Below are 16,720 nucleotides of genomic sequence, written 5' to 3'. Positions count from 1 at the left end.
CGGGACAGGACCAGATCGGTGTCGCAGACCTACGACGTCATCGTGCTCGGAATCGGCGGCATGGGATCGGCCGCCTGCTGGCATCTCGCCCGCCGCGGGCAGCGCGTGCTCGGGCTCGAACGGTTCGACATCCCGCACGCGATGGGCTCCTCGCACGGCGTCAACCGGATCATCCGCCTCGCCTATTTCGAGGATCCCGCCTACGTGCCGCTCCTGCGGCGCGCCTACGCCAATTGGCGCGAGGCGCAGACCCGTTTCGGGGAGCAGCTCCTCTTCATCACCGGCTCCGTCGATGCGGGGCCGGAGGGGAGCCGCGTCGTCGCGGGCGCCCTCGACGCCTGCCGCGTGCACGGGCTGCCGCACGACCTCCTCAGCGCCGCCGAGCTGAATGCCCGCTGCCCCGGCTACCGTCTGCCGGAGGGTCACCTCGCGCTCCTGCAGCCGGAGGGCGGCTTCGTTGCCTCGGAGCGCGCGATCGTCGCCCACGTCGCGCTCGCGCAGGGCGAGGGGGCCGAGATCCGCGCCCGCGAGCGCGCCCTCGCCTGGGAGCCCACCGCCTCCGGCGGCGTCCGGGTGCGGACCGAGCGCGGCACCTACGAGGCGGGACGGCTGATCCTCTCGGCCGGCGCCTGGATGCAGGACCTGGTCCCGGCCCTGGCCGGCCGCGCCGTGCCCGAGCGGCAGGTGCTGGGCTGGTTCCAGCCGGCCGAGCCCGCCGCCTTCGCCCTCGACCGGTTCCCGGTCTTCAACGCGCTCTTCGACGAGGGGCACTTCTACGGCTTCCCCGCCTGGGGGCAGCCCGGCTTCAAGATCGGGCGCTACCACCACTTCAACGAGACGGGCCCGGCCGAGACCATCGACCGCGACGTGCATCCGCGCGACGAGGCGGTGCTGCGCGAGGCCGTGCGCCGCTACTTCCCCGGGGCCGACGGGCCGACCATGGCGCTGCGCGCCTGCCTGTTCACCAACACGCCCGACGAGCACTTCGTGATCGACGCGGTTCCCGACCTGCCGCAGGTCATCGTCGCCTCGCCCTGCTCCGGCCACGGCTACAAGTTCTGCAGCGTCGTCGGCGAGATCCTGGCCGACCTGGCGACAGCCGGCGCGACGCCCTTCGACATCGATCTGTTCCGCCTCGGCCGGCTCGGTTAGGTCCCGGGCGGCGCATCCTCGACCATCCAGGGGCCGCCGATGCTGACGCTGCGCCAGATCGAGGTCGCCCGGGCGGTGATGATCACCGGCAGCATCGCGGGGGCGGCCCGCCTCCTCAACGTCTCGGCGCCCGGCATCAGCCGGCTGATGAAGTACACCGAGAACGCGATCGGCATCCGCCTGTTCGACCGGCAGGGCGGACGCCTCGTCCCGTCGCAGCAGGCGCGGGCGGTGTTCGAGCAGATCAACGCCGTCTTCGACAAGGTCGAGGATCTCCGCTACGTCGTGGATCACGCCCAGAGCGGCAGCGGCCAGGAATTGCGGATCGGCTCCGTGCCGTCGATCTGCCACGTCATGGTGCCCCGGGCCATCGAGCGGCTGCGCGCCAAGCACCCGCAGCTGCTCATCGACATCAACATCCTGAAGCTCGAAGAGGCGATCGACTACCTGCTGCTGGGCAAGGGCGAGGTCGTGGCGATGAGCTACCGCCTCGACCATCCCGGCCTCACCTTCGAGCCCCTCGCCACCGGCAACCTGCTCTGCATCGTGCCCGAGGCGCATCCGCTCGCCGCCCGCGAGACGATCGCCGCGGAGGAGATCGTCCGCTACCCGCTGATCGGCATCGACCCGAACGATCCCTACGGCCGGATCATGGCCGACATCTTCCGCGAGCGGCACCTCTCCTACGAGACGACGATCCGGGCGCGCTTCGGCACCACGGTCTGCGCCCTCGTCCGGGCTGGGCTCGGCGTCGCCGTGATCGACCAGTTCACCATCGCGCAGGGGGCCTTCCCGGGGATCCGGGTGCTGCGCATCGCCGAGGCGCCCAGCTTCCGCACCTGGATCGCCGCGAAGGCAGGCGCGACGCCGAGCCTGTTCGCGTCGAGCTTCGTGCGCATGCTGCGCGAGGAGATGACCCGGGAGGCGGCCGTGTCCACCCCGCGACCGTAACATCATGTTACGATCTTCGCTCGATTTGGTATTTGTGATAGGCGCCGCGACTGCGCTATCCATGCCTCTAGGGAGGCTCGGTCCGGCCGAGCGCAAATCAGGCCTGAAGAGGCGAGACCGGCGATGGCACAAGCGCAGCAGAAGCGTGTTTTGCTCGGCCTGATCGGCGCGCCGATCAAGCATTCGGCGTCCCCGGCCATGCACGAGGCGGCCGCCGAGGCCCTCGGGATGCGGGCCCATTACCAGCTCATCGAGATCGCGGGGGCGGATACGGGGCTGCTGCGTACGCTCCTCGACGGCGTGCGCCACCTCGGCTTCTCCGGGGTCAACGTCACTTTCCCGTACAAGGAAGCGGTCGTCCCGCTTCTCGACGACCTCTCCCCCGGCGCTCGCGCGGTCGGGGCCGTGAACACCGTCGTGGTGCGGGACGGGCGCCTCATCGGTCACAACACGGACGCGAGCGGCTTCCACAGCGCCATGGTTCAGACCTTCGGACCGGACTCTACCGGTCCCGTGGCCCTGATCGGTGCGGGAGGGGTCGGCAAGGCGATCGCGGTGGCGCTCAGCGAGTTCCCCGGCATGGCGATCCGCCTCGTGGACACCGACGCGGCCAAGGCCCGGGCTCTCGCCGCCGCCCTGTCGGAGAAGGTGGAGATCCGCGTCTGCGAGCGCGTCGAGGACGCGCTCGACGGCGCCCAGGGAGTCGTGAACGGCACCCCGATCGGCATGCTGCCCAACCGCGACACGCCGGTCCCCGCCGCTCTGCTGCGTCCCTCGCTCTGGGTCGCCGACGCCGTCTACTCCCCGCTCTGGACCCCGCTCCTGACCGCCGCGAAGGCGGTCGGCGCCCCGACCATGACCGGGCGGGCGCTCGCGCTCCACCAGGCCCTCGACGCGTTCCGGCTGTTCACGGGCCTCCAGGCACCGCAGGCGGCCATGGAGACCGCATTCGACGCCATCATCGCCGCCCGCGCGGCCTGAGGCCGGACGGCCGGGTCCGGCGACGGAGCCCCGGGACGCGCCCCGCGTCCCCTCGGCGGGAGAACCCGGGCCTGCAGCCCCGGCGACGCTCCCGCCCACCAAGACCAACAAGAACCGACCGATCCCCACACCGGAGGAAACAGCCATGGACACGACGCTCGACCACGCGCCGCACAAGGCGCATCAATCCAGGAAGGCCGCGGCGAGCGGCTGGATCGGGTCGGCCCTCGAATACTACGACTTCTTCATCTACGCCACGGCGGCGTCGCTGATCTTCCCGCAGATCTTCTTCCCGGCCGGCAACCCGACGGTGGCGATCGTGGCGTCGCTGGCGACCTACGGCGTCGGCTACGTGAGCCGGCCGATCGGCGCCTTCGTGCTCGGCCACTGGGGCGATACCCACGGCCGCAAGAACGTGCTGATCCTGTGCATGTTCCTGATGGGCCTCTCGACCATCGCGGTCGGCCTGCTCCCGACCTACCAGCAGGTCGGCATCCTGGCACCGGTGCTCCTCGTGATCCTGCGGCTGATCCAGGGCTTCGCGGTGGCGGGCGAGATCTCGGGCGCGAGCTCGATGATCGTGGAGCACGCCCCGTTCGGACGGCGCGGCTTCTACGCCAGCTTCACGCTGCAGGGCGTCCAGGCCGGCCAGATCCTGGCCGCGGCCGTCTTCCTCCCCCTCGCCCACTACATGCCGGCCGACGCCTTCAACAGCTGGGGCTGGCGGATCCCGTTCGTGCTGAGCTTCGTCGTCATCATCGCGGGCTTCATCATCCGCCGCGAGGTCGAGGAGACCCCGGCCTTCGCCGAGGAGGGCGCGCAGGGCGGCGTGCCGCACTCGCCGGTGACGGAGGCGTTCCGCACCAGCTGGGCGGACATGCTGCGGGTCGTCTGCATGGCGCTGATGAACGTGATCCCGGTCGTCGCCACGATCTTCGGCGCCGCCTACGCGGTGCAGGCCGCCTACGGAATCGGGTTCGAGAAGGACGTCTACCTCTGGATCCCGGTGCTCGGGAACATCGTGGCGGTGATCGTGATCCCGTATGTCGGCAACCTGTCGGACCGGATCGGCCGCCGGCTGCCGATCGTGGTGGGCGCGGTGGGCTCCGGCCTCCTGTCCTTCGGCTACCTCTACGCGATCAGCATCCACAACGTGCCGCTCGCGGTCGTGATGTCGCTGGTGATGTGGGGCGTGGTCTACCAGGGCTACAATGCGGTCTATCCGAGCTTCTACCCGGAGCTGTTCTCGACCCGGACCCGCGTCTCGGCGATGGCGATCTCGCAGAACGTCGGCACGGCGATCACCGCGATGCTGCCGGCCCTGTTCACGGCGGTGGCGCCTCCCGGCGCCACGAATATCCCGCTCACCATCGGCGCGCTGACCCTCGCGATCACCGTCATCGCCGCCCTGGCGGCGCTGAGCGCCCGCGAGACCTACCGCATCCCGATGAAGGATCTCGGCCGGCCGGGCGCCGAGCCGCTGCCGAAGCAGGATTACGACCGGTTGCGCGAGCAGGTGCTGTCGGGCCGCCAGCTCGCCGGGGCCTGACGCCACCCGAACCCTCCCCCGCCGCGGGGGAGGGTTTGCCGCGAGGGGGCGCCGGCGTTAGCACCACCATCACCCCGCCGAGGAGACCGGAGCATGAAGCTGGCGATCGCGACCGTCTGCCTGAGCGGGACGCTCGGCGAGAAGCTGGAGGCCATCGCCGCGGCGGGCTTCCGCGAGGTGGAGATCTTCGAGAACGACCTCCTCTCCTTCAATGGCACGCCCCGGGACGTGCGCCGCATGGCGGCCGATCTCGGCCTCGCGGTCGCCGTCTACCAGCCGTTCCGAGACTTCGAGGGCATGCCCGAGCCGCAGCGGGCGAAGGTCTTCGCCCGGGCCGAGCGCAAGTTCGACACCATGCAGGACCTCGGCTGCGACCTGCTCATGGTCTGCTCCAACGTCTCGCCCGACAGCCTCGGCGGGCTCGACCGGGCGGCGGCGGATTTCCGCGAACTCGGCGAGCGGGCGGCCCGGCGCGGCCTGCGGGTCGGCTACGAGGCGCTGGCCTGGGGCCGCCACGTCAACGATTACCGCGACGCCTGGGAGATCGTGCGGCGGGCCGACCACCCGGCGGTCGGCTTCGTCCTCGACAGCTTCCACGTGCTCGCCCGCGGCACCGATCTCGGGGCGATCCGCTCCGTGCCGAAGGAGAAGATCGTCCTCGTCCAGATGGCCGATGCGCCGCGCCTCGCGATGGATTACCTGTCGTGGAGTCGGCACTACCGCTGCTTCCCGGGACAGGGCGAGTTGCCGGTGGCGGCCTTCGTGGACGCGCTCGGGGCGACCGGCTTCGACGGCCTGATGTCCCTGGAGATCTTCAGCGACCGGTTCCGGGCGGGTTCGGCCCGCAGCGTCGCCCTCGACGGGCACCGCTCCCTGCTGATCCTGCTCGACGATCTGCGCAACCGATCCGGCGCGGCCCATCTGCCGGCCCTGCCGCCCCGGGCCGCCTGCGCCGGCGTGGAATTCGTCGAGTTCGCCATGGACGACGAGGAGGCGGAAGCCTTCGAGGCGGTGCTCGCCGGCCTCGGCTTCGCCCGGACCGCGCGGCACCGCTCCAAGGCGGTGACGCGCTGGAGCCAGGGCGGGATCAACCTCGTGATCAACACGGAGAAGGAGGGCTTCGCCCATTCCTTCCAGGTCACGCACGGCGCCTCGGTCTGCGCGGTCGCCCTCAAGGTCGACGACGCGGGCGCCGCCGTGGACCGGGCGGTCGCGCTCCTCGACCAGCCCTATCGACAGGCGGTCGGGCCGGGCGAACTCGACATCCCGGCGATCCGGGGCGTCGGCGGCAGCCTCCTCTACTTCGTGGATGCGCGCAGCGGCCTCGACCGGCTCTGGGAGATCGACTTCGCGCCCCTCGATCCGGAGCCCGCGCGAGACGCGGGCCTCACCGGGGTCGACCACCTCGCGCAGAGCATGCGCCACGAGGAGATGCTGACCTGGCTCCTGTTCTACACCGGCCTGTTCGACCTCGCGCAGCAGCCGGTGCAGGACGTGGTCGATCCCGGGGGCGTGGTCCAGAGCCAGGTCGTCGAGGCCCCGGGCGGGCGGCTGCGGCTCGTGCTGAACGCCTCGCAGAGTGCGCGCACGCTCTCCTCGCGCTTCCTGTCGGAGGCGCTGGGCGGGGGCGTCCAGCACGTGGCGCTCGCCACCGACGACATCTTCGCCACGGTGGCGCGGCTGAGCGAGGCCGGGGTCGCGCTGCTCCCGATCCCCGAGAACTACTACGACGACCTCGAGACGCGCACCGACCTCTCCGCCGAGACGATCGCCCGCATGCGGGCGGGGAACATCCTGTACGACCGGGACGGGGACGCGGAGTTCTTCCAGGTCTACACCCGCAGCCTCCTCGAGGGGGGCTTCGCCTTTGAGATCGTGGAGCGGCGGGGCTACCGGGGCTACGGCGCCGTCAACGCGCCGATTCGGCTTGCCGCCCAGACCCGCCTGGCGCCCCACCCGGCGCTCCCCACCCGCTGACCGAGAGGCCCGTCATGCGTCCGATCCACGTCCTCAACGGACCGAACCTCAACCTGCTCGGCACCCGCGAGCCGGGCATCTACGGCGCGCTCACCCTCGCCGACATCGAGGCGCGGCTGCGCGCGCGGGCCGGCGCCCGCGCCACCCTCACCTTCCACCAGTCGAATTACGAGGGCGACCTCGTCACCTGGGTGCAGGAGGCGGGTGCGGCGGATGCCGGCGTGATCCTGAACGCCGGCGCCTACACCCACACCTCGGTCGCCCTGCGCGACGCGATCTCCGGTGCCAAGGCCCGGGTCATCGAGGTCCACCTCTCGAACGTCCATGCCCGCGAGGATTTCCGGCACCATTCCTACCTCGCCCCGGTGGCCAAGGGCGTGATCGCGGGATTCGGCCCCCTCTCCTACGACCTCGCGCTGGAGGCCCTGCTGGCGGAGTGAAGCGACACCGGCCCGAGGTGCTCCCCGGGTGTACGCCCGGTCGCGGCGTGGCATAAGAGGTGTCAAGGAATGGAACGGGGGGGAGCATGAATTTCGACCTGACGGGCCGCACCGCCCTGGTGACGGGCGGCATGAGCGGGATCGGCGCCGGGATCGCGGCCGGACTGCGGACGGCCGGCGCCGACGTGATCGTCGCGGACATCGCCGGGGGCGAGACGCCGGACGCGGCCGGCAACCCGTCCCACCGGCTCGACGTCACGGACGGCGCGGCCGTGGATGCGCTGGCCGGGACGATCGCGTCCCTCGACATCCTGGTGAACGCGGCGGGCATCATCCGTCGCGAATCGGAATACGACCTCGCCCTGTTCGAGCAGGTCGTGGCTGTGAACCTCACCGGCACCATGCGCGTGGCCTCGGCCTTCCGGCCGCACCTCGCCAAGAGCCGCGGCAGCATCGTCAACATCGCCTCGATGACGAGCTTCTTCGGCGCCGGCCTCGCGCCCGCCTACTCGTCGAGCAAGGGCGGCGTCGCGCAGCTCACGAAGAGCCTCGCCTCGGGCTGGGCGCAGGATGGCATCCGCGTCAACGCCATCGCGCCGGGCTGGATCAAGACGCCGCTGACCCGCACCCTGCAGGAGGATCCCGCCCGCCAGGAGGCCATCCGCGCCCGCACGCCGCTGGGGCGCTGGGGCACGCCGGAGGACGTGGCCGGAGCGGCCGTCTTCCTCGCCTCGCCCGCGGCCTCCTTCGTCACCGGCGTCATCCTCCCGGTCGACGGCGGCTACCTGATCTACTGACGGGGGTCCCGATGTCCGACACCGACACGCGCCGCATGCCCTACCAGCTCCCCTTCCCGCCGGAAGCCGGGGAGGAGATCGTGGTTCCCCGAGCCATCCCCGAGGACGAGCGCGTGTGGGTGCCGCAGGCGGAGAACGTCTGGTTCCGGCCGCTCTGCCTCAACGCCTCGCAGGGCTACTGGGTGAACCTGCTGCGGGTCCGCCGCGCCGGCGTCCTCAGCCGCCACCGTCATCCCGCGCCGGTTCACGGCCACGTCCTGCGGGGTCGCTGGCACTATCTGGAACACGACTGGGTGGCGGAGACGGGTTCCTACGTCTTCGAGCCGCCGGGCGAGACCCACACCCTGGTGGTGCCGGAAGATTGCCCGGAGATGATCACGCTGTTTCACATCACCGGCGTGATGATCTACGTCGATCCCTGGGGCAAGCAGACCGGCTACGAGGACGTCTTCACCAAGATCGAGATGTGCCGGCGGCACTATTCCGAGATCGGGCTCGGGGCGGAGTTCGTGACGCAATTCGTGCGGTGACGGGGACCGGGCGGGTGCCCTCGCCCGCCCAGCGATCACCACGCTTCCTCAGCCGTCACACGTACATCGTGATGGCGTCCTGCAGCATCTCGTTGGTCGCGGTCAGGACCTTGGTGTTCGCCGAGTAGGCCTGCTGCGTCACGATCATCTTGGCGAACTGGTCGGACAGGTTGGTGTCCGACTGCTCGACCGCGCCGCTCGTCAGCGTCGCGGTGCCGATGCCGTAGGTCGGCGGGCCCGATTGATCGGTGGCCGCGTAGGTGCCGCCGTCGAGGCCCTGCAGACCGTCCGATGACGCGAAATGCGCGAGCGTGATCCGGCCGACCACGCGCGACGACCCGTCCGCGAACGTGCCGGTGAGCGTGCCGCCGCTCGACACGGAGAGGTCGGACAGCCCGTCCGCGCCCGCCAGCATCAGGGGGGTCGACGTCGCGTCGCCCGTGCCCGACCCGCCGGCGCCGACGAGGTAGTCGCCCGCGCCATTCACGAGGTAGCCGTTCGCGCCGACCGTGAAGTCGCCCCGGCGCGTGTAGAGCGCCTCGCCCGTGAAGCTCGGCGACGCGGTCGTGCCGGTGTTCTGCTTCACGATGAAGCTGCCATCGCCGGTGATGGCGAGGTTCGTGGGCACGCCGGTGGTCGCGATGGTGCCCTGGATCGCGGTGGTCAGCGTCGCGCGCGGGGCGACGCCCCCCGCGGCCCCGCCCGAGGGAGCCTCCGTCAGCAGGTCGGCGAAGCGCGTGTCGACGCCCTTGAAGCCCGGCGTGGAGGCGTTGGCGATGTTCCCGGAGATGGTGTTCAGGGCGGAGGACTGGGCGTTGAGCCCCGTGACCGAGTTGGACATCGCATCGAAGAGGCCCATCGTCCCGTCTCCCGAGGTTGTCTGCGCGGGCCACCGCCCTCTCGACGGGTCGGAACGATCACTCGGCACGCTTAAAATTCGTTTAACGAGCAGATTTTTCTAGAGATGATCGCGAAACAATGGTGGTGAAATCGAGAATTTGTCTGTTATCGACGGTCTTTCAACCGGAAGATCGTTGCCGATCCCGAATGGAGACGGGAGGGCAGGCCGCTGCCGGGCTGCGCTTGTGACCGGCGGGTCCTGCGGTACTCTTCGCCTCAGCCGCCGCATCCCAACGACGAGTGGCCGGAGAGGAATTCCCATGACGCCCACACCGAATCCGCCCCCGCGCCGCCTCCTCGGCGCGCTCCTCGCTTCGACCCTGCTCGCCGCCCCGGCTCAAGCCGCCGACCCGATCCGCATCGGTATCATCGCGGAGGCCCAGGCCCTCGCCGGCGCCTCGATCCCCCAGGCCGCTCAGCTCGCCGCCGACGAGATCAACGCCAAGGGCGGTATCGACGGCCGCAGGATCGAGCTCGTCACCTACGACGACAAGAGCTCCGCGGCCGACGCGGTCCGTGCCTTCCAGCGCGCCGCCAGCGACGACAAGGTCCACGTCGTCATCGCGAGCTACATCAGCGAGGTCGTGCTCGCGCTCCAGCCCTGGTCCGCCCGGCTGAAGATGCCCTTCATCACCCCGGGCGCCGCATCGAACGACATCCCGCTCAACGTCCGCAAGGATTACGAGCGCAACAAGTACTCCTTTCATGGCTACCTCACCTCGAAGGCCCTGTCGCAATCGGTCTGCGACGCCGCCAAGACCATCCTGGTCGATGGCCGCAAGATGAAGACAGCGGTCATCATGAGCGAGGACGCCGCCTGGACGAAGCCCCTGGATGCCGGCTACGAGGAATGCCTGCCGCAGGTCGGGCTGAAGGTGCTCGATCACATTCGGTTCTCGCCGAGCACGACCGACTTCAGCCCGATCTTCAGCCGCATCGAGGGCGCCAAGCCGGACGTCATCATCACCGGCATCTCGCATGTCGGCGTCCAGCCCACCGTGCAGTGGAAGAGCCAGCAGGTGCCGATCCCGATGCTGGGCATCTCCTCGCAGGCCACCAACGCCACCTTCTGGAAGGAGACGAACGGTGCTGCCGAGGGCGTGCTCTTCCAGATGTTCGCCGCACCCGCCACCGACGTGACCCCGAAGACTGCCCCCTTCGCCGACGCGTTCAAGGCCCGGTTCGGCAATTACCCGAGCTACGCCGGCTACACGACCTACGACGAGGTCTACTACATCGCCGAGGCCGTGAAGCGGGCGGGCTCGACCGACCCGGACAAGCTCGTCGATGCCCTGGAGAAGACCGACTACGTCGGTACGATGGGCCGGGTGCAGTTCTACGGCCGCGACGACCCATTCACCCACTCGGTGAAGTACGGGCCGGGTCTCATCGCCGGCATGATGATGCAGTGGCAGGACGGCCGCCAGGCCGCGGTCTGGCCGGCCTCCGTCAGCAATGCGAAGCTCACCTTCCCGGCCTTCGTGAAAGCCGGCACGCCCTCCGATTGAGGCTCGCCGCGAAAGCCGTCGCCATGCAGCCCGCGCATGGCGACGGCAGCGCTGCCATTCTGCGCCGGGAATGCGGGTTCCGGGCCTTGTTGTCCGGGAAGCAGGCGGTACACTGCACACCAAGCCGCAGCGTCCGACGCGAGAAGCGGCATCGGAGAGAAATGCCCATGACCATGCCCGCGCCGGCCGCGTCGCGGCGGCTCGTCCGCGCCCTTCTGGCCTCGACGCTCGGTGTGACCGCCGCCTCGTCCGGGGCACGGGCCGCCGACCCGATCCGCATCGCGGTGATCGCCGAGGCCCAGGCCATCGCCGGCGCCTCGATCCCGCAGGCCGCCCAGCTCGCCGCCGACGAGATCAACGCCAAGGGCGGGATCGACGGCCGCAAGATCGAGCTCTTCCCCTACGACGACAAGAGTTCCGCCGCCGACGCCGTCCGCGCCTTCCAGCGCGCCGCCAGCGAGGATAAGGTCCACGCCGTCATCGCGAGCTACATCAGCGAGGTGGTGCTCGCGCTTCAGCCTTGGTCGGCCCGGCTGAAGCTGCCCTTCGTGACGCCGGGCGCCGCCTCGAACGAGATCCCGCTCAACGTCCACAAGGACTACGCCCGCAACAAGTACTCCTTCCACGGCTACCTGACCTCGAAGGCCCAGTCCCAGGCCGTCTGCGACGCCGCGAAGGCCATCCTGGTCGACGGCCGCAAGATGAAGACGGCCGTCATCATGAGCGAGGACGCCGCCTGGACGAAGCCTCTGGACGAAGGCTACGAGGAGTGCCTGCCGAAGATCGGCCTCAAGGTGCTCGACCACATCCGGTTCTCGCCGAGCACCACGGATTTCAGCCCGATCTTCAGCCGCGTCGAGGGCGCCAAGCCCGACGTGATCGTCACCGGCATCTCCCATGTCGGCGTGCAGCCGACCGTGCAATGGGCGAGCCAGCAGGTGCCGATCCCGATGATCGGCATCGCCTCGCAGGCGACCAATGCCACCTTCTGGAAGGAGACGAACGGCTCGACCGAGGGCGTGCTCTTCGAGATGTTCGCCGCGCCCGGCACCAACGTGACCCCGAAGACCGCGCCCTTCGCGGAGGCGTTCAAGGCCAAGTTCGGCAGCTATCCGGGTTACGCCGGCTACACCGCCTACGACGAGGTCTACTACATCGCCGACGCCGTGAAGCGGGCGGGATCGACCGATGCCGAGAAGCTGGTCGAGGCGCTGGAGACCACCGACTGGGAGGGCACCCTCGGGCGCATCCAGTTCTACGGCAAAGACGATCAATTCACTCACTCGATCAAGTACGGGCCGGGCCTCGTTTCCGGCATGATGATGCAGTGGCAGGACGGCAAGCAGCTCGCCGTCTGGCCGCAGAACGTCGCCAACGGGTCCATGAAGTTCCCGAGCTTCGTGAAGACCGGCACCCCCGCGAACTGATCCGGGATCCGCTCGATCAGAGCGGAGATCGGATCAGCAAGCCCGCGCGGCGCCTGAGCGAAGCCGGCATCCGCATTGCGAAGCAATCGATCGGATGGCGGACGACCCTCGGTCCGCCCGGGGGCGCCGCCCCCGGGACCCCCGGCGAAGGGACGCCGTCCCTTCGCGATCCCCCGATTCCGGATCCTCATGACGGCCCTTCAGATTCTCATCGACGGCTTCGCCATCTCGGCGCTCTACGCGCTCGGCGCCACCGGCTTCACCCTGATCTTCGGCGTCTCGGGCGTCCTCAACCTCTCGCACGGCGCCCTCATGGTCACCGCCGCGGTCGTCGCCTGGGCGGCGTCCAGCGAGTACGGGCTCGGCGCCTATGCGGGCGCGGCCCTCGGCGTCGCGGTGTGCACGCTCCTCACGCTCGCCACCTACGGCGTCGTCGTGAAGCCCATCGACCGCTCCAAGGCTATCCCCGGGGAGGAGAAGGAGATCTTCATCCTCACCGGCACGCTGCTCTGGGGCATCATGATCCAGGAATTCATCGCCTACCTGTTCACCAGCAATGCCAAGACCGTGATGCCGCTGGTCGAAGGCGTGGTCACCATCGCGGGCGTGCGCACCCCCTGGAACCAGATCCTCACCGCCGCCGTCTGCTGGGGCACCATCGCGCTGCTCTGGGCGCTGGTGAACCGCACACGGACCGGCAAGGTGGTGCTCGCCGCCTCGATGAACCCGCGCGGCGTGACGCTGCTCGGCTTCGAACTCTCGAAGATCTACATCGCCATCTGGGCGATCTACGGCGTGCTCGCCGGCATCGCGGGCGTGCTGCTCGGCCAGTTCCTCGGCGTCTCGTCCTACAGCGTGGGTCCGCTCACCGCGAGCGCCTTCTCGATCGTGGTGCTCGGCGGCCTCGGCAGCGTCTCGGGCTCGCTCATCGCCGCCTACGTGGTCGGCTACCTCGAGACCATCACCGCCTACCTGGTGAATCCCGCCTACCGGACCATTCCGGCCCTGCTCCTGCTCGTCGCGGTCATGTACGTGCGGCCGCAGGGCCTGCTCGGGCGTCGCTGAGGAGACCAGGCTCATGATCGGCAAGATCCTCCATAGCCCGCTCTTCTGGCTCAGCGTCGTCGGGCTGGCGCTCGCCTGCGTCCTGCCCCTCTGGGTCTCGGGCTACATCCTCGGGCTCCTCACCGTCGCCTACTATTTCGGCGTCTTCTCGATGGCCTGGGACCTCCTGTTCGGTTTCGCCGGCGAGGTGAATTTCGGCCCGACCTTCCTGATCGGCATCGGCGCCTACACGGCCGGCATCCTCAACGGCAACGGCGTCTCGATCCCGCTCTGCCTCGTCGCTGGGGCGGTCGCGGCGGTGATCGGCGGCCTCGTCCTCGCCCTGCCGGCGCTGCGGGTGCGCGGCCCCTATTTCGGCCTCACCACCGTCACGGCGGTGCTGATCCTGCAGAACCTGATCGTCGTCTTCGCCGAAACCACCGGCGGCGAGATCGGCCTGACCGTGCCGGACGTGATCAGCGTCGACGCCGCCACCAACTACTACCTCGCGCTCGGCTTCATGACGCTGGCCGGGATCGTGCTGGTGGCGATCGCCACCTCGCCGGTCGGGCTGATCCTTCAGGCGAGCGGCCAGGACCCGGTGGAGGCCGGCGCGCTCGGCTTCAACGTCGCCAAGCACAAGCTCGCGGCGTTCTGCGTCAGCGCCTTCTTCTCCGGCCTCGCCGGCGCGCTGTTCGTCTTCTACATGGGCACGGCCTCGGTCGGCACGCTGGTCGACGTCTCGGTCGGCGTCCAGGTGATCATCGGCGCGGTGCTCGGCGGCCGGCGCACCATCCTGGGCGGCGTGCTCGGCGCCGTCTTCCTGATCGCGGCGGGCGAGCTCCTGCGGCCGCTGGGCTCGCTCTCGACCTTTGTGGTCTCGGCCGCGGCCCTCGCCGTGATCCTGTTCGTTCCCGCCGGGCTCCTCGGCATCCTCACGCGCCAGGGGCAGCGCGCGTGACCGCCCGACCGCGTGAAGAGGTGCGTGTATGACCGCGTCCGCCCTGCAGAAGGCCCCGCCGCCCGCCGCGATGCCGGCCCAGGCGCTCCTCACGGTCGAGGGGCTCCAGAAGCGCTACGGCGGCCTCGTGGCCGTGAAGTCGATCAGCTTCGGCATCCGCCCGGGCGAGATCCTCGGCCTGATCGGGCCGAACGGCTCGGGCAAGTCGACCGTGATGAAGCTGATCATGGGCCTGGAGCGGCCCAATGCCGGCCGCGTCACCCTCGACGGCGTCGAGATCGCCGGCTGGCCCTCGCACCGCGTCGCCCGGGCGGGCATCGGCCTCGTCTTCCAGCACTCGCGGCCCCTCCACCGCCAAACCGTGCTGGAGAACATCAAGCTCGCGCTCCTGCCCGACAACCTGCTGCGGCTCTTCACCGATCCGCACGTGGAGGAGCGCGCCCGCGCGATCGCGGCGCGGGTCGGCCTTGGCGACGTTCTCGACCGGCGCCCCGGCACCCTGCCGTTCGCGGACCTGCGCCGCATGGAGCTCGCCAAGGCGATCGCCCGCGACCCGAAGGTAGTGCTGGTGGACGAGCCCTTCGCGGGCCTCACCCAGGGCGAGGTCGCCGATTTCTCGGAGCTGATCCGCGGCTTCCGGGACGAGGGCAAGGCCGTGCTCCTCGTCGACCACAACGTGAAGAGCGTCGCGGCGCTCGTGGACCGCGTCTACGCCATGTATCTCGGCGAGCGCGTCGCCGAGGGCTCCGCTGCCGAGGTCATGCGCAATGAAACGGTGCGGCGGGTCTATCTCGGCGGCGCCATCGAGACCGCCGCCCGCCCGCAGACCTCCCGGAGCGGGGCGGCCCTGCTCTCGGTGGAGAATGTCGGAGTGCTCTACGGCAAGGCCCAGGCGCTGCAGGGCGTGACGTTGCGCGTGCACGAGGGCGAGTTCGTCTCGGTGGTGGGCCTCAACGGCGCCGGCAAGACCACGCTCTTCAACGCCATCTCGGGGTTGGTGCCCTATTCGGGCCAGATCTCGTTCGCGGGCGAGACCCTGAGCCGACGCACCCCGGCCTCGATCGCCCGCGGCGGGATCGTGCAGGTGCCCGAGACGCGCGAACTCTTCGGCGAGATGAGCGTGCGCGAGAACCTCGACCTCGGCGGCCAGCACCTGCCCAAGGCCGAGAGCGCCCGCCAGCTCGACTGGCTGCTCGAACTCTTCCCGATCCTGCGCAGCCGCAGCGGGCAGATGGCGCGCACCCTCTCGGGCGGCGAGCAGCAGATGCTCACCATCGCCCGCGCCCTGATGATGCGCCCGAAGCTCCTGATCCTGGACGAGCCGACGCTCGGCCTCGCGCCGGTGATCCTGGAGCAGCTCTCCAAGGCCCTGGAGCGCCTGCGCCAGACGACGCCGATCACCGTGCTGCTCGGAGAGCAGAACGTGACCTTTGCCCTGCCGCATGCCGACCGGGTCTACGTGCTGGAACACGCCCGCTTCGTCTGGGAGGGCACGCCCGACCGCTTCGCCGCGGAGGCCGGGGCGGGGTATCTGTGAGGCTGGCGCCGAGAGTTGGTCTCGCCGCATGGTCTGCGACGAACCGGTGTCCCCATCATCGGACCATGATCTAGCCGCCGCCGAGTCCTCCCGCGACGAGGGTGGTGTAGATCAGGCGCCCATCGGGGCCGCCGAGCGTGAGGCGGACCCGCCAGAGCGGAGGCACGTCGTGCCAGCCGAGCATCGGTGCCGCATCGACGACGCTCAGCGTCCACGGCTGCCCGTCGCCGAAGCGACCCTGCTCGAGGCCCGCGCGCAGAGAGCCGGCCGCCGCCCGCACCAGCACGAGGCTCTCGGCCTCGTCGAGGCGAAACGCGGCCGCGTCGATCCGGCGGCTGCCCACGGTCAGGTCGCTCGCCAGGCGCAGGACCATCACGCTCGCCAACGACGCGATCGCGAAGGCGACCAGGACCTCGACCAGCGTGAAGCCGGCCTCCCCGTCGCCGCGCCTGGGGCCGCGACGGCCCTGTCTCAGGGTGCTTCTCGTCACGCCCGCGCGTCCGCGAAGCGAGGTCTTGCCCGAGCATTGCGGGCGCACCACCGCCCCGGTGGTGCGACCAAGCGGCGGAATTGCGGATGCGGGCATGCTCGGTTTCGACCTCATCGGGGCAGGCCTGATCAGGGCCGGCGATCTCGGAATCGCGAGTGACCGGTCTGCGAGCGTGGTCGGGCGGACGCGTTTATAGCGGGTGAAGCTGAAGAAGATCGCGTCGGTGGTGTCGAAGGCCGGGACGCCGCCGGCCTGGTCGTTGTCGCCGACATGGTCCGGCTCGCCGGTGCCGTTGATTCGCGGCGGTCACGCCGCCTGATGGCGACGGGGCGCAGGTTGCCGTCGTCGCCCGTGGTGATCCTGTGCCTCTGGGCGCTCAGGCCAGCGCGGAAGACCTTGCCGTTCGGACCGGCGAAGAGCCCGCAACGGGGTGTCGCCGGGATGGTCCGGCGCTCTGGGGTGCGCGCTCGCCCGAT

General features: G+C 70.1%; 15 protein-coding genes. 13 read left to right on the top strand and 2 right to left on the bottom strand.

The window, feature by feature from the left end:
- Nucleotides 1-18 precede the first annotated feature (18 nt).
- From solA to ACW9J6_RS10495, 8 genes are all read left to right on the top strand, one after another.
- The gene (solA, locus tag ACW9J6_RS10530) at nucleotides 19-1,152 is read left to right on the top strand and encodes an N-methyl-L-tryptophan oxidase (RefSeq protein WP_457116420.1); all 1,134 of its coding nucleotides are present in this window, start codon (nucleotides 19-21) and stop codon (nucleotides 1,150-1,152) included.
- Between the two features lie 39 nt (nucleotides 1,153-1,191).
- The gene (locus ACW9J6_RS10525; protein ID WP_457116419.1) at nucleotides 1,192-2,103 is read left to right on the top strand and encodes a LysR family transcriptional regulator; all 912 of its coding nucleotides are present in this window, start codon (nucleotides 1,192-1,194) and stop codon (nucleotides 2,101-2,103) included.
- 123 nt (nucleotides 2,104-2,226) lie between these two features.
- A complete protein-coding gene (locus ACW9J6_RS10520) occupies nucleotides 2,227-3,084 on the top strand; it encodes a shikimate dehydrogenase (protein ID WP_457116418.1) in 858 nt (285 codons plus the stop codon).
- Nucleotides 3,085-3,229: 145 nt separating this feature from the next.
- Nucleotides 3,230-4,633: an MFS transporter gene (locus ACW9J6_RS10515; RefSeq protein WP_457116417.1), complete on the top strand. Its 1,404-nt coding sequence runs from the start codon at nucleotides 3,230-3,232 to the stop codon at nucleotides 4,631-4,633.
- A 93-nt stretch (nucleotides 4,634-4,726) separates the two neighbouring features.
- Entirely contained in the window at nucleotides 4,727-6,610 is a 1,884-nt protein-coding gene (locus ACW9J6_RS10510) for a bifunctional sugar phosphate isomerase/epimerase/4-hydroxyphenylpyruvate dioxygenase family protein (protein WP_457116416.1), read from the top strand.
- Between the two features lie 14 nt (nucleotides 6,611-6,624).
- The gene (gene aroQ / locus ACW9J6_RS10505; protein WP_457116415.1) at nucleotides 6,625-7,050 is read left to right on the top strand and encodes a type II 3-dehydroquinate dehydratase; all 426 of its coding nucleotides are present in this window, start codon (nucleotides 6,625-6,627) and stop codon (nucleotides 7,048-7,050) included.
- 86 nt (nucleotides 7,051-7,136) lie between these two features.
- Entirely contained in the window at nucleotides 7,137-7,847 is a 711-nt protein-coding gene (locus ACW9J6_RS10500; protein ID WP_457116414.1) for an SDR family NAD(P)-dependent oxidoreductase, read from the top strand.
- Nucleotides 7,848-7,858: 11 nt separating this feature from the next.
- A complete protein-coding gene (locus tag ACW9J6_RS10495; protein WP_457116413.1) occupies nucleotides 7,859-8,377 on the top strand; it encodes a 2,4'-dihydroxyacetophenone dioxygenase family protein in 519 nt (172 codons plus the stop codon).
- A gap of 55 nt (nucleotides 8,378-8,432) precedes the next feature.
- Here the strand turns inward: ACW9J6_RS10495 and ACW9J6_RS10490 are convergent, their stop codons facing one another.
- Nucleotides 8,433-9,236 (bottom strand): flagellar hook basal-body protein, encoded by an 804-nt coding sequence (locus ACW9J6_RS10490; RefSeq protein ID WP_457116412.1) that lies wholly within the window; start codon nucleotides 9,234-9,236, stop codon nucleotides 8,433-8,435.
- A gap of 301 nt (nucleotides 9,237-9,537) precedes the next feature.
- Between ACW9J6_RS10490 and ACW9J6_RS10485 the strand changes: the two genes are divergently transcribed.
- From ACW9J6_RS10485 to ACW9J6_RS10465, 5 genes are all read left to right on the top strand, one after another.
- Nucleotides 9,538-10,785, top strand: coding sequence for an ABC transporter substrate-binding protein (locus tag ACW9J6_RS10485; protein ID WP_457116411.1), 1,248 nt, complete (start codon nucleotides 9,538-9,540; stop codon nucleotides 10,783-10,785).
- Between the two features lie 167 nt (nucleotides 10,786-10,952).
- Entirely contained in the window at nucleotides 10,953-12,212 is a 1,260-nt protein-coding gene (locus ACW9J6_RS10480; protein ID WP_457116410.1) for an ABC transporter substrate-binding protein, read from the top strand.
- Between the two features lie 189 nt (nucleotides 12,213-12,401).
- Entirely contained in the window at nucleotides 12,402-13,277 is an 876-nt protein-coding gene (locus tag ACW9J6_RS10475; RefSeq protein WP_457116409.1) for a branched-chain amino acid ABC transporter permease, read from the top strand.
- A gap of 13 nt (nucleotides 13,278-13,290) precedes the next feature.
- A complete protein-coding gene (locus ACW9J6_RS10470) occupies nucleotides 13,291-14,217 on the top strand; it encodes a branched-chain amino acid ABC transporter permease (RefSeq protein ID WP_457116408.1) in 927 nt (308 codons plus the stop codon).
- Between the two features lie 28 nt (nucleotides 14,218-14,245).
- Nucleotides 14,246-15,754, top strand: coding sequence for an ATP-binding cassette domain-containing protein (locus ACW9J6_RS10465; RefSeq protein ID WP_457116407.1), 1,509 nt, complete (start codon nucleotides 14,246-14,248; stop codon nucleotides 15,752-15,754).
- Between the two features lie 70 nt (nucleotides 15,755-15,824).
- Here ACW9J6_RS10465 and ACW9J6_RS10460 read toward each other — a convergent pair whose 3' ends face one another.
- Nucleotides 15,825-16,244 (bottom strand): PulJ/GspJ family protein, encoded by a 420-nt coding sequence (locus ACW9J6_RS10460; protein WP_457116406.1) that lies wholly within the window; start codon nucleotides 16,242-16,244, stop codon nucleotides 15,825-15,827.
- Nucleotides 16,245-16,720 lie beyond the last annotated feature (476 nt).

This window comes from Methylobacterium sp. JK268, from assembly GCF_054052225.1.
Note: the sequence above shows the minus strand (reverse complement) of the source record. Positions and strands in the feature narration are given on the sequence as shown.

Excerpts from the sequence above, each read along its gene's own strand:
- ACW9J6_RS10525 (WP_457116419.1), top strand. The coding sequence starts at position 1,192 with ATGCTGACGCTGCGCCAGATCGAGGTCGCCCGGGCGGTGATGATCACC.
- ACW9J6_RS10520 (WP_457116418.1), top strand. The coding sequence starts at position 2,227 with ATGGCACAAGCGCAGCAGAAGCGTGTTTTGCTCGGCCTGATCGGCGCG.
- ACW9J6_RS10515 (WP_457116417.1), top strand. The coding sequence starts at position 3,230 with ATGGACACGACGCTCGACCACGCGCCGCACAAGGCGCATCAATCCAGG.
- ACW9J6_RS10510 (WP_457116416.1), top strand. The coding sequence starts at position 4,727 with ATGAAGCTGGCGATCGCGACCGTCTGCCTGAGCGGGACGCTCGGCGAG.
- aroQ (WP_457116415.1), top strand. The coding sequence starts at position 6,625 with ATGCGTCCGATCCACGTCCTCAACGGACCGAACCTCAACCTGCTCGGC.
- ACW9J6_RS10500 (WP_457116414.1), top strand. The coding sequence starts at position 7,137 with ATGAATTTCGACCTGACGGGCCGCACCGCCCTGGTGACGGGCGGCATG.
- ACW9J6_RS10495 (WP_457116413.1), top strand. The coding sequence starts at position 7,859 with ATGTCCGACACCGACACGCGCCGCATGCCCTACCAGCTCCCCTTCCCG.
- ACW9J6_RS10490 (WP_457116412.1), bottom strand. The coding sequence starts at position 9,236 with ATGGGCCTCTTCGATGCGATGTCCAACTCGGTCACGGGGCTCAACGCC.
- ACW9J6_RS10485 (WP_457116411.1), top strand. The coding sequence starts at position 9,538 with ATGACGCCCACACCGAATCCGCCCCCGCGCCGCCTCCTCGGCGCGCTC.
- ACW9J6_RS10480 (WP_457116410.1), top strand. The coding sequence starts at position 10,953 with ATGACCATGCCCGCGCCGGCCGCGTCGCGGCGGCTCGTCCGCGCCCTT.
- ACW9J6_RS10475 (WP_457116409.1), top strand. The coding sequence starts at position 12,402 with ATGACGGCCCTTCAGATTCTCATCGACGGCTTCGCCATCTCGGCGCTC.
- ACW9J6_RS10470 (WP_457116408.1), top strand. The coding sequence starts at position 13,291 with ATGATCGGCAAGATCCTCCATAGCCCGCTCTTCTGGCTCAGCGTCGTC.
- ACW9J6_RS10465 (WP_457116407.1), top strand. The coding sequence starts at position 14,246 with ATGACCGCGTCCGCCCTGCAGAAGGCCCCGCCGCCCGCCGCGATGCCG.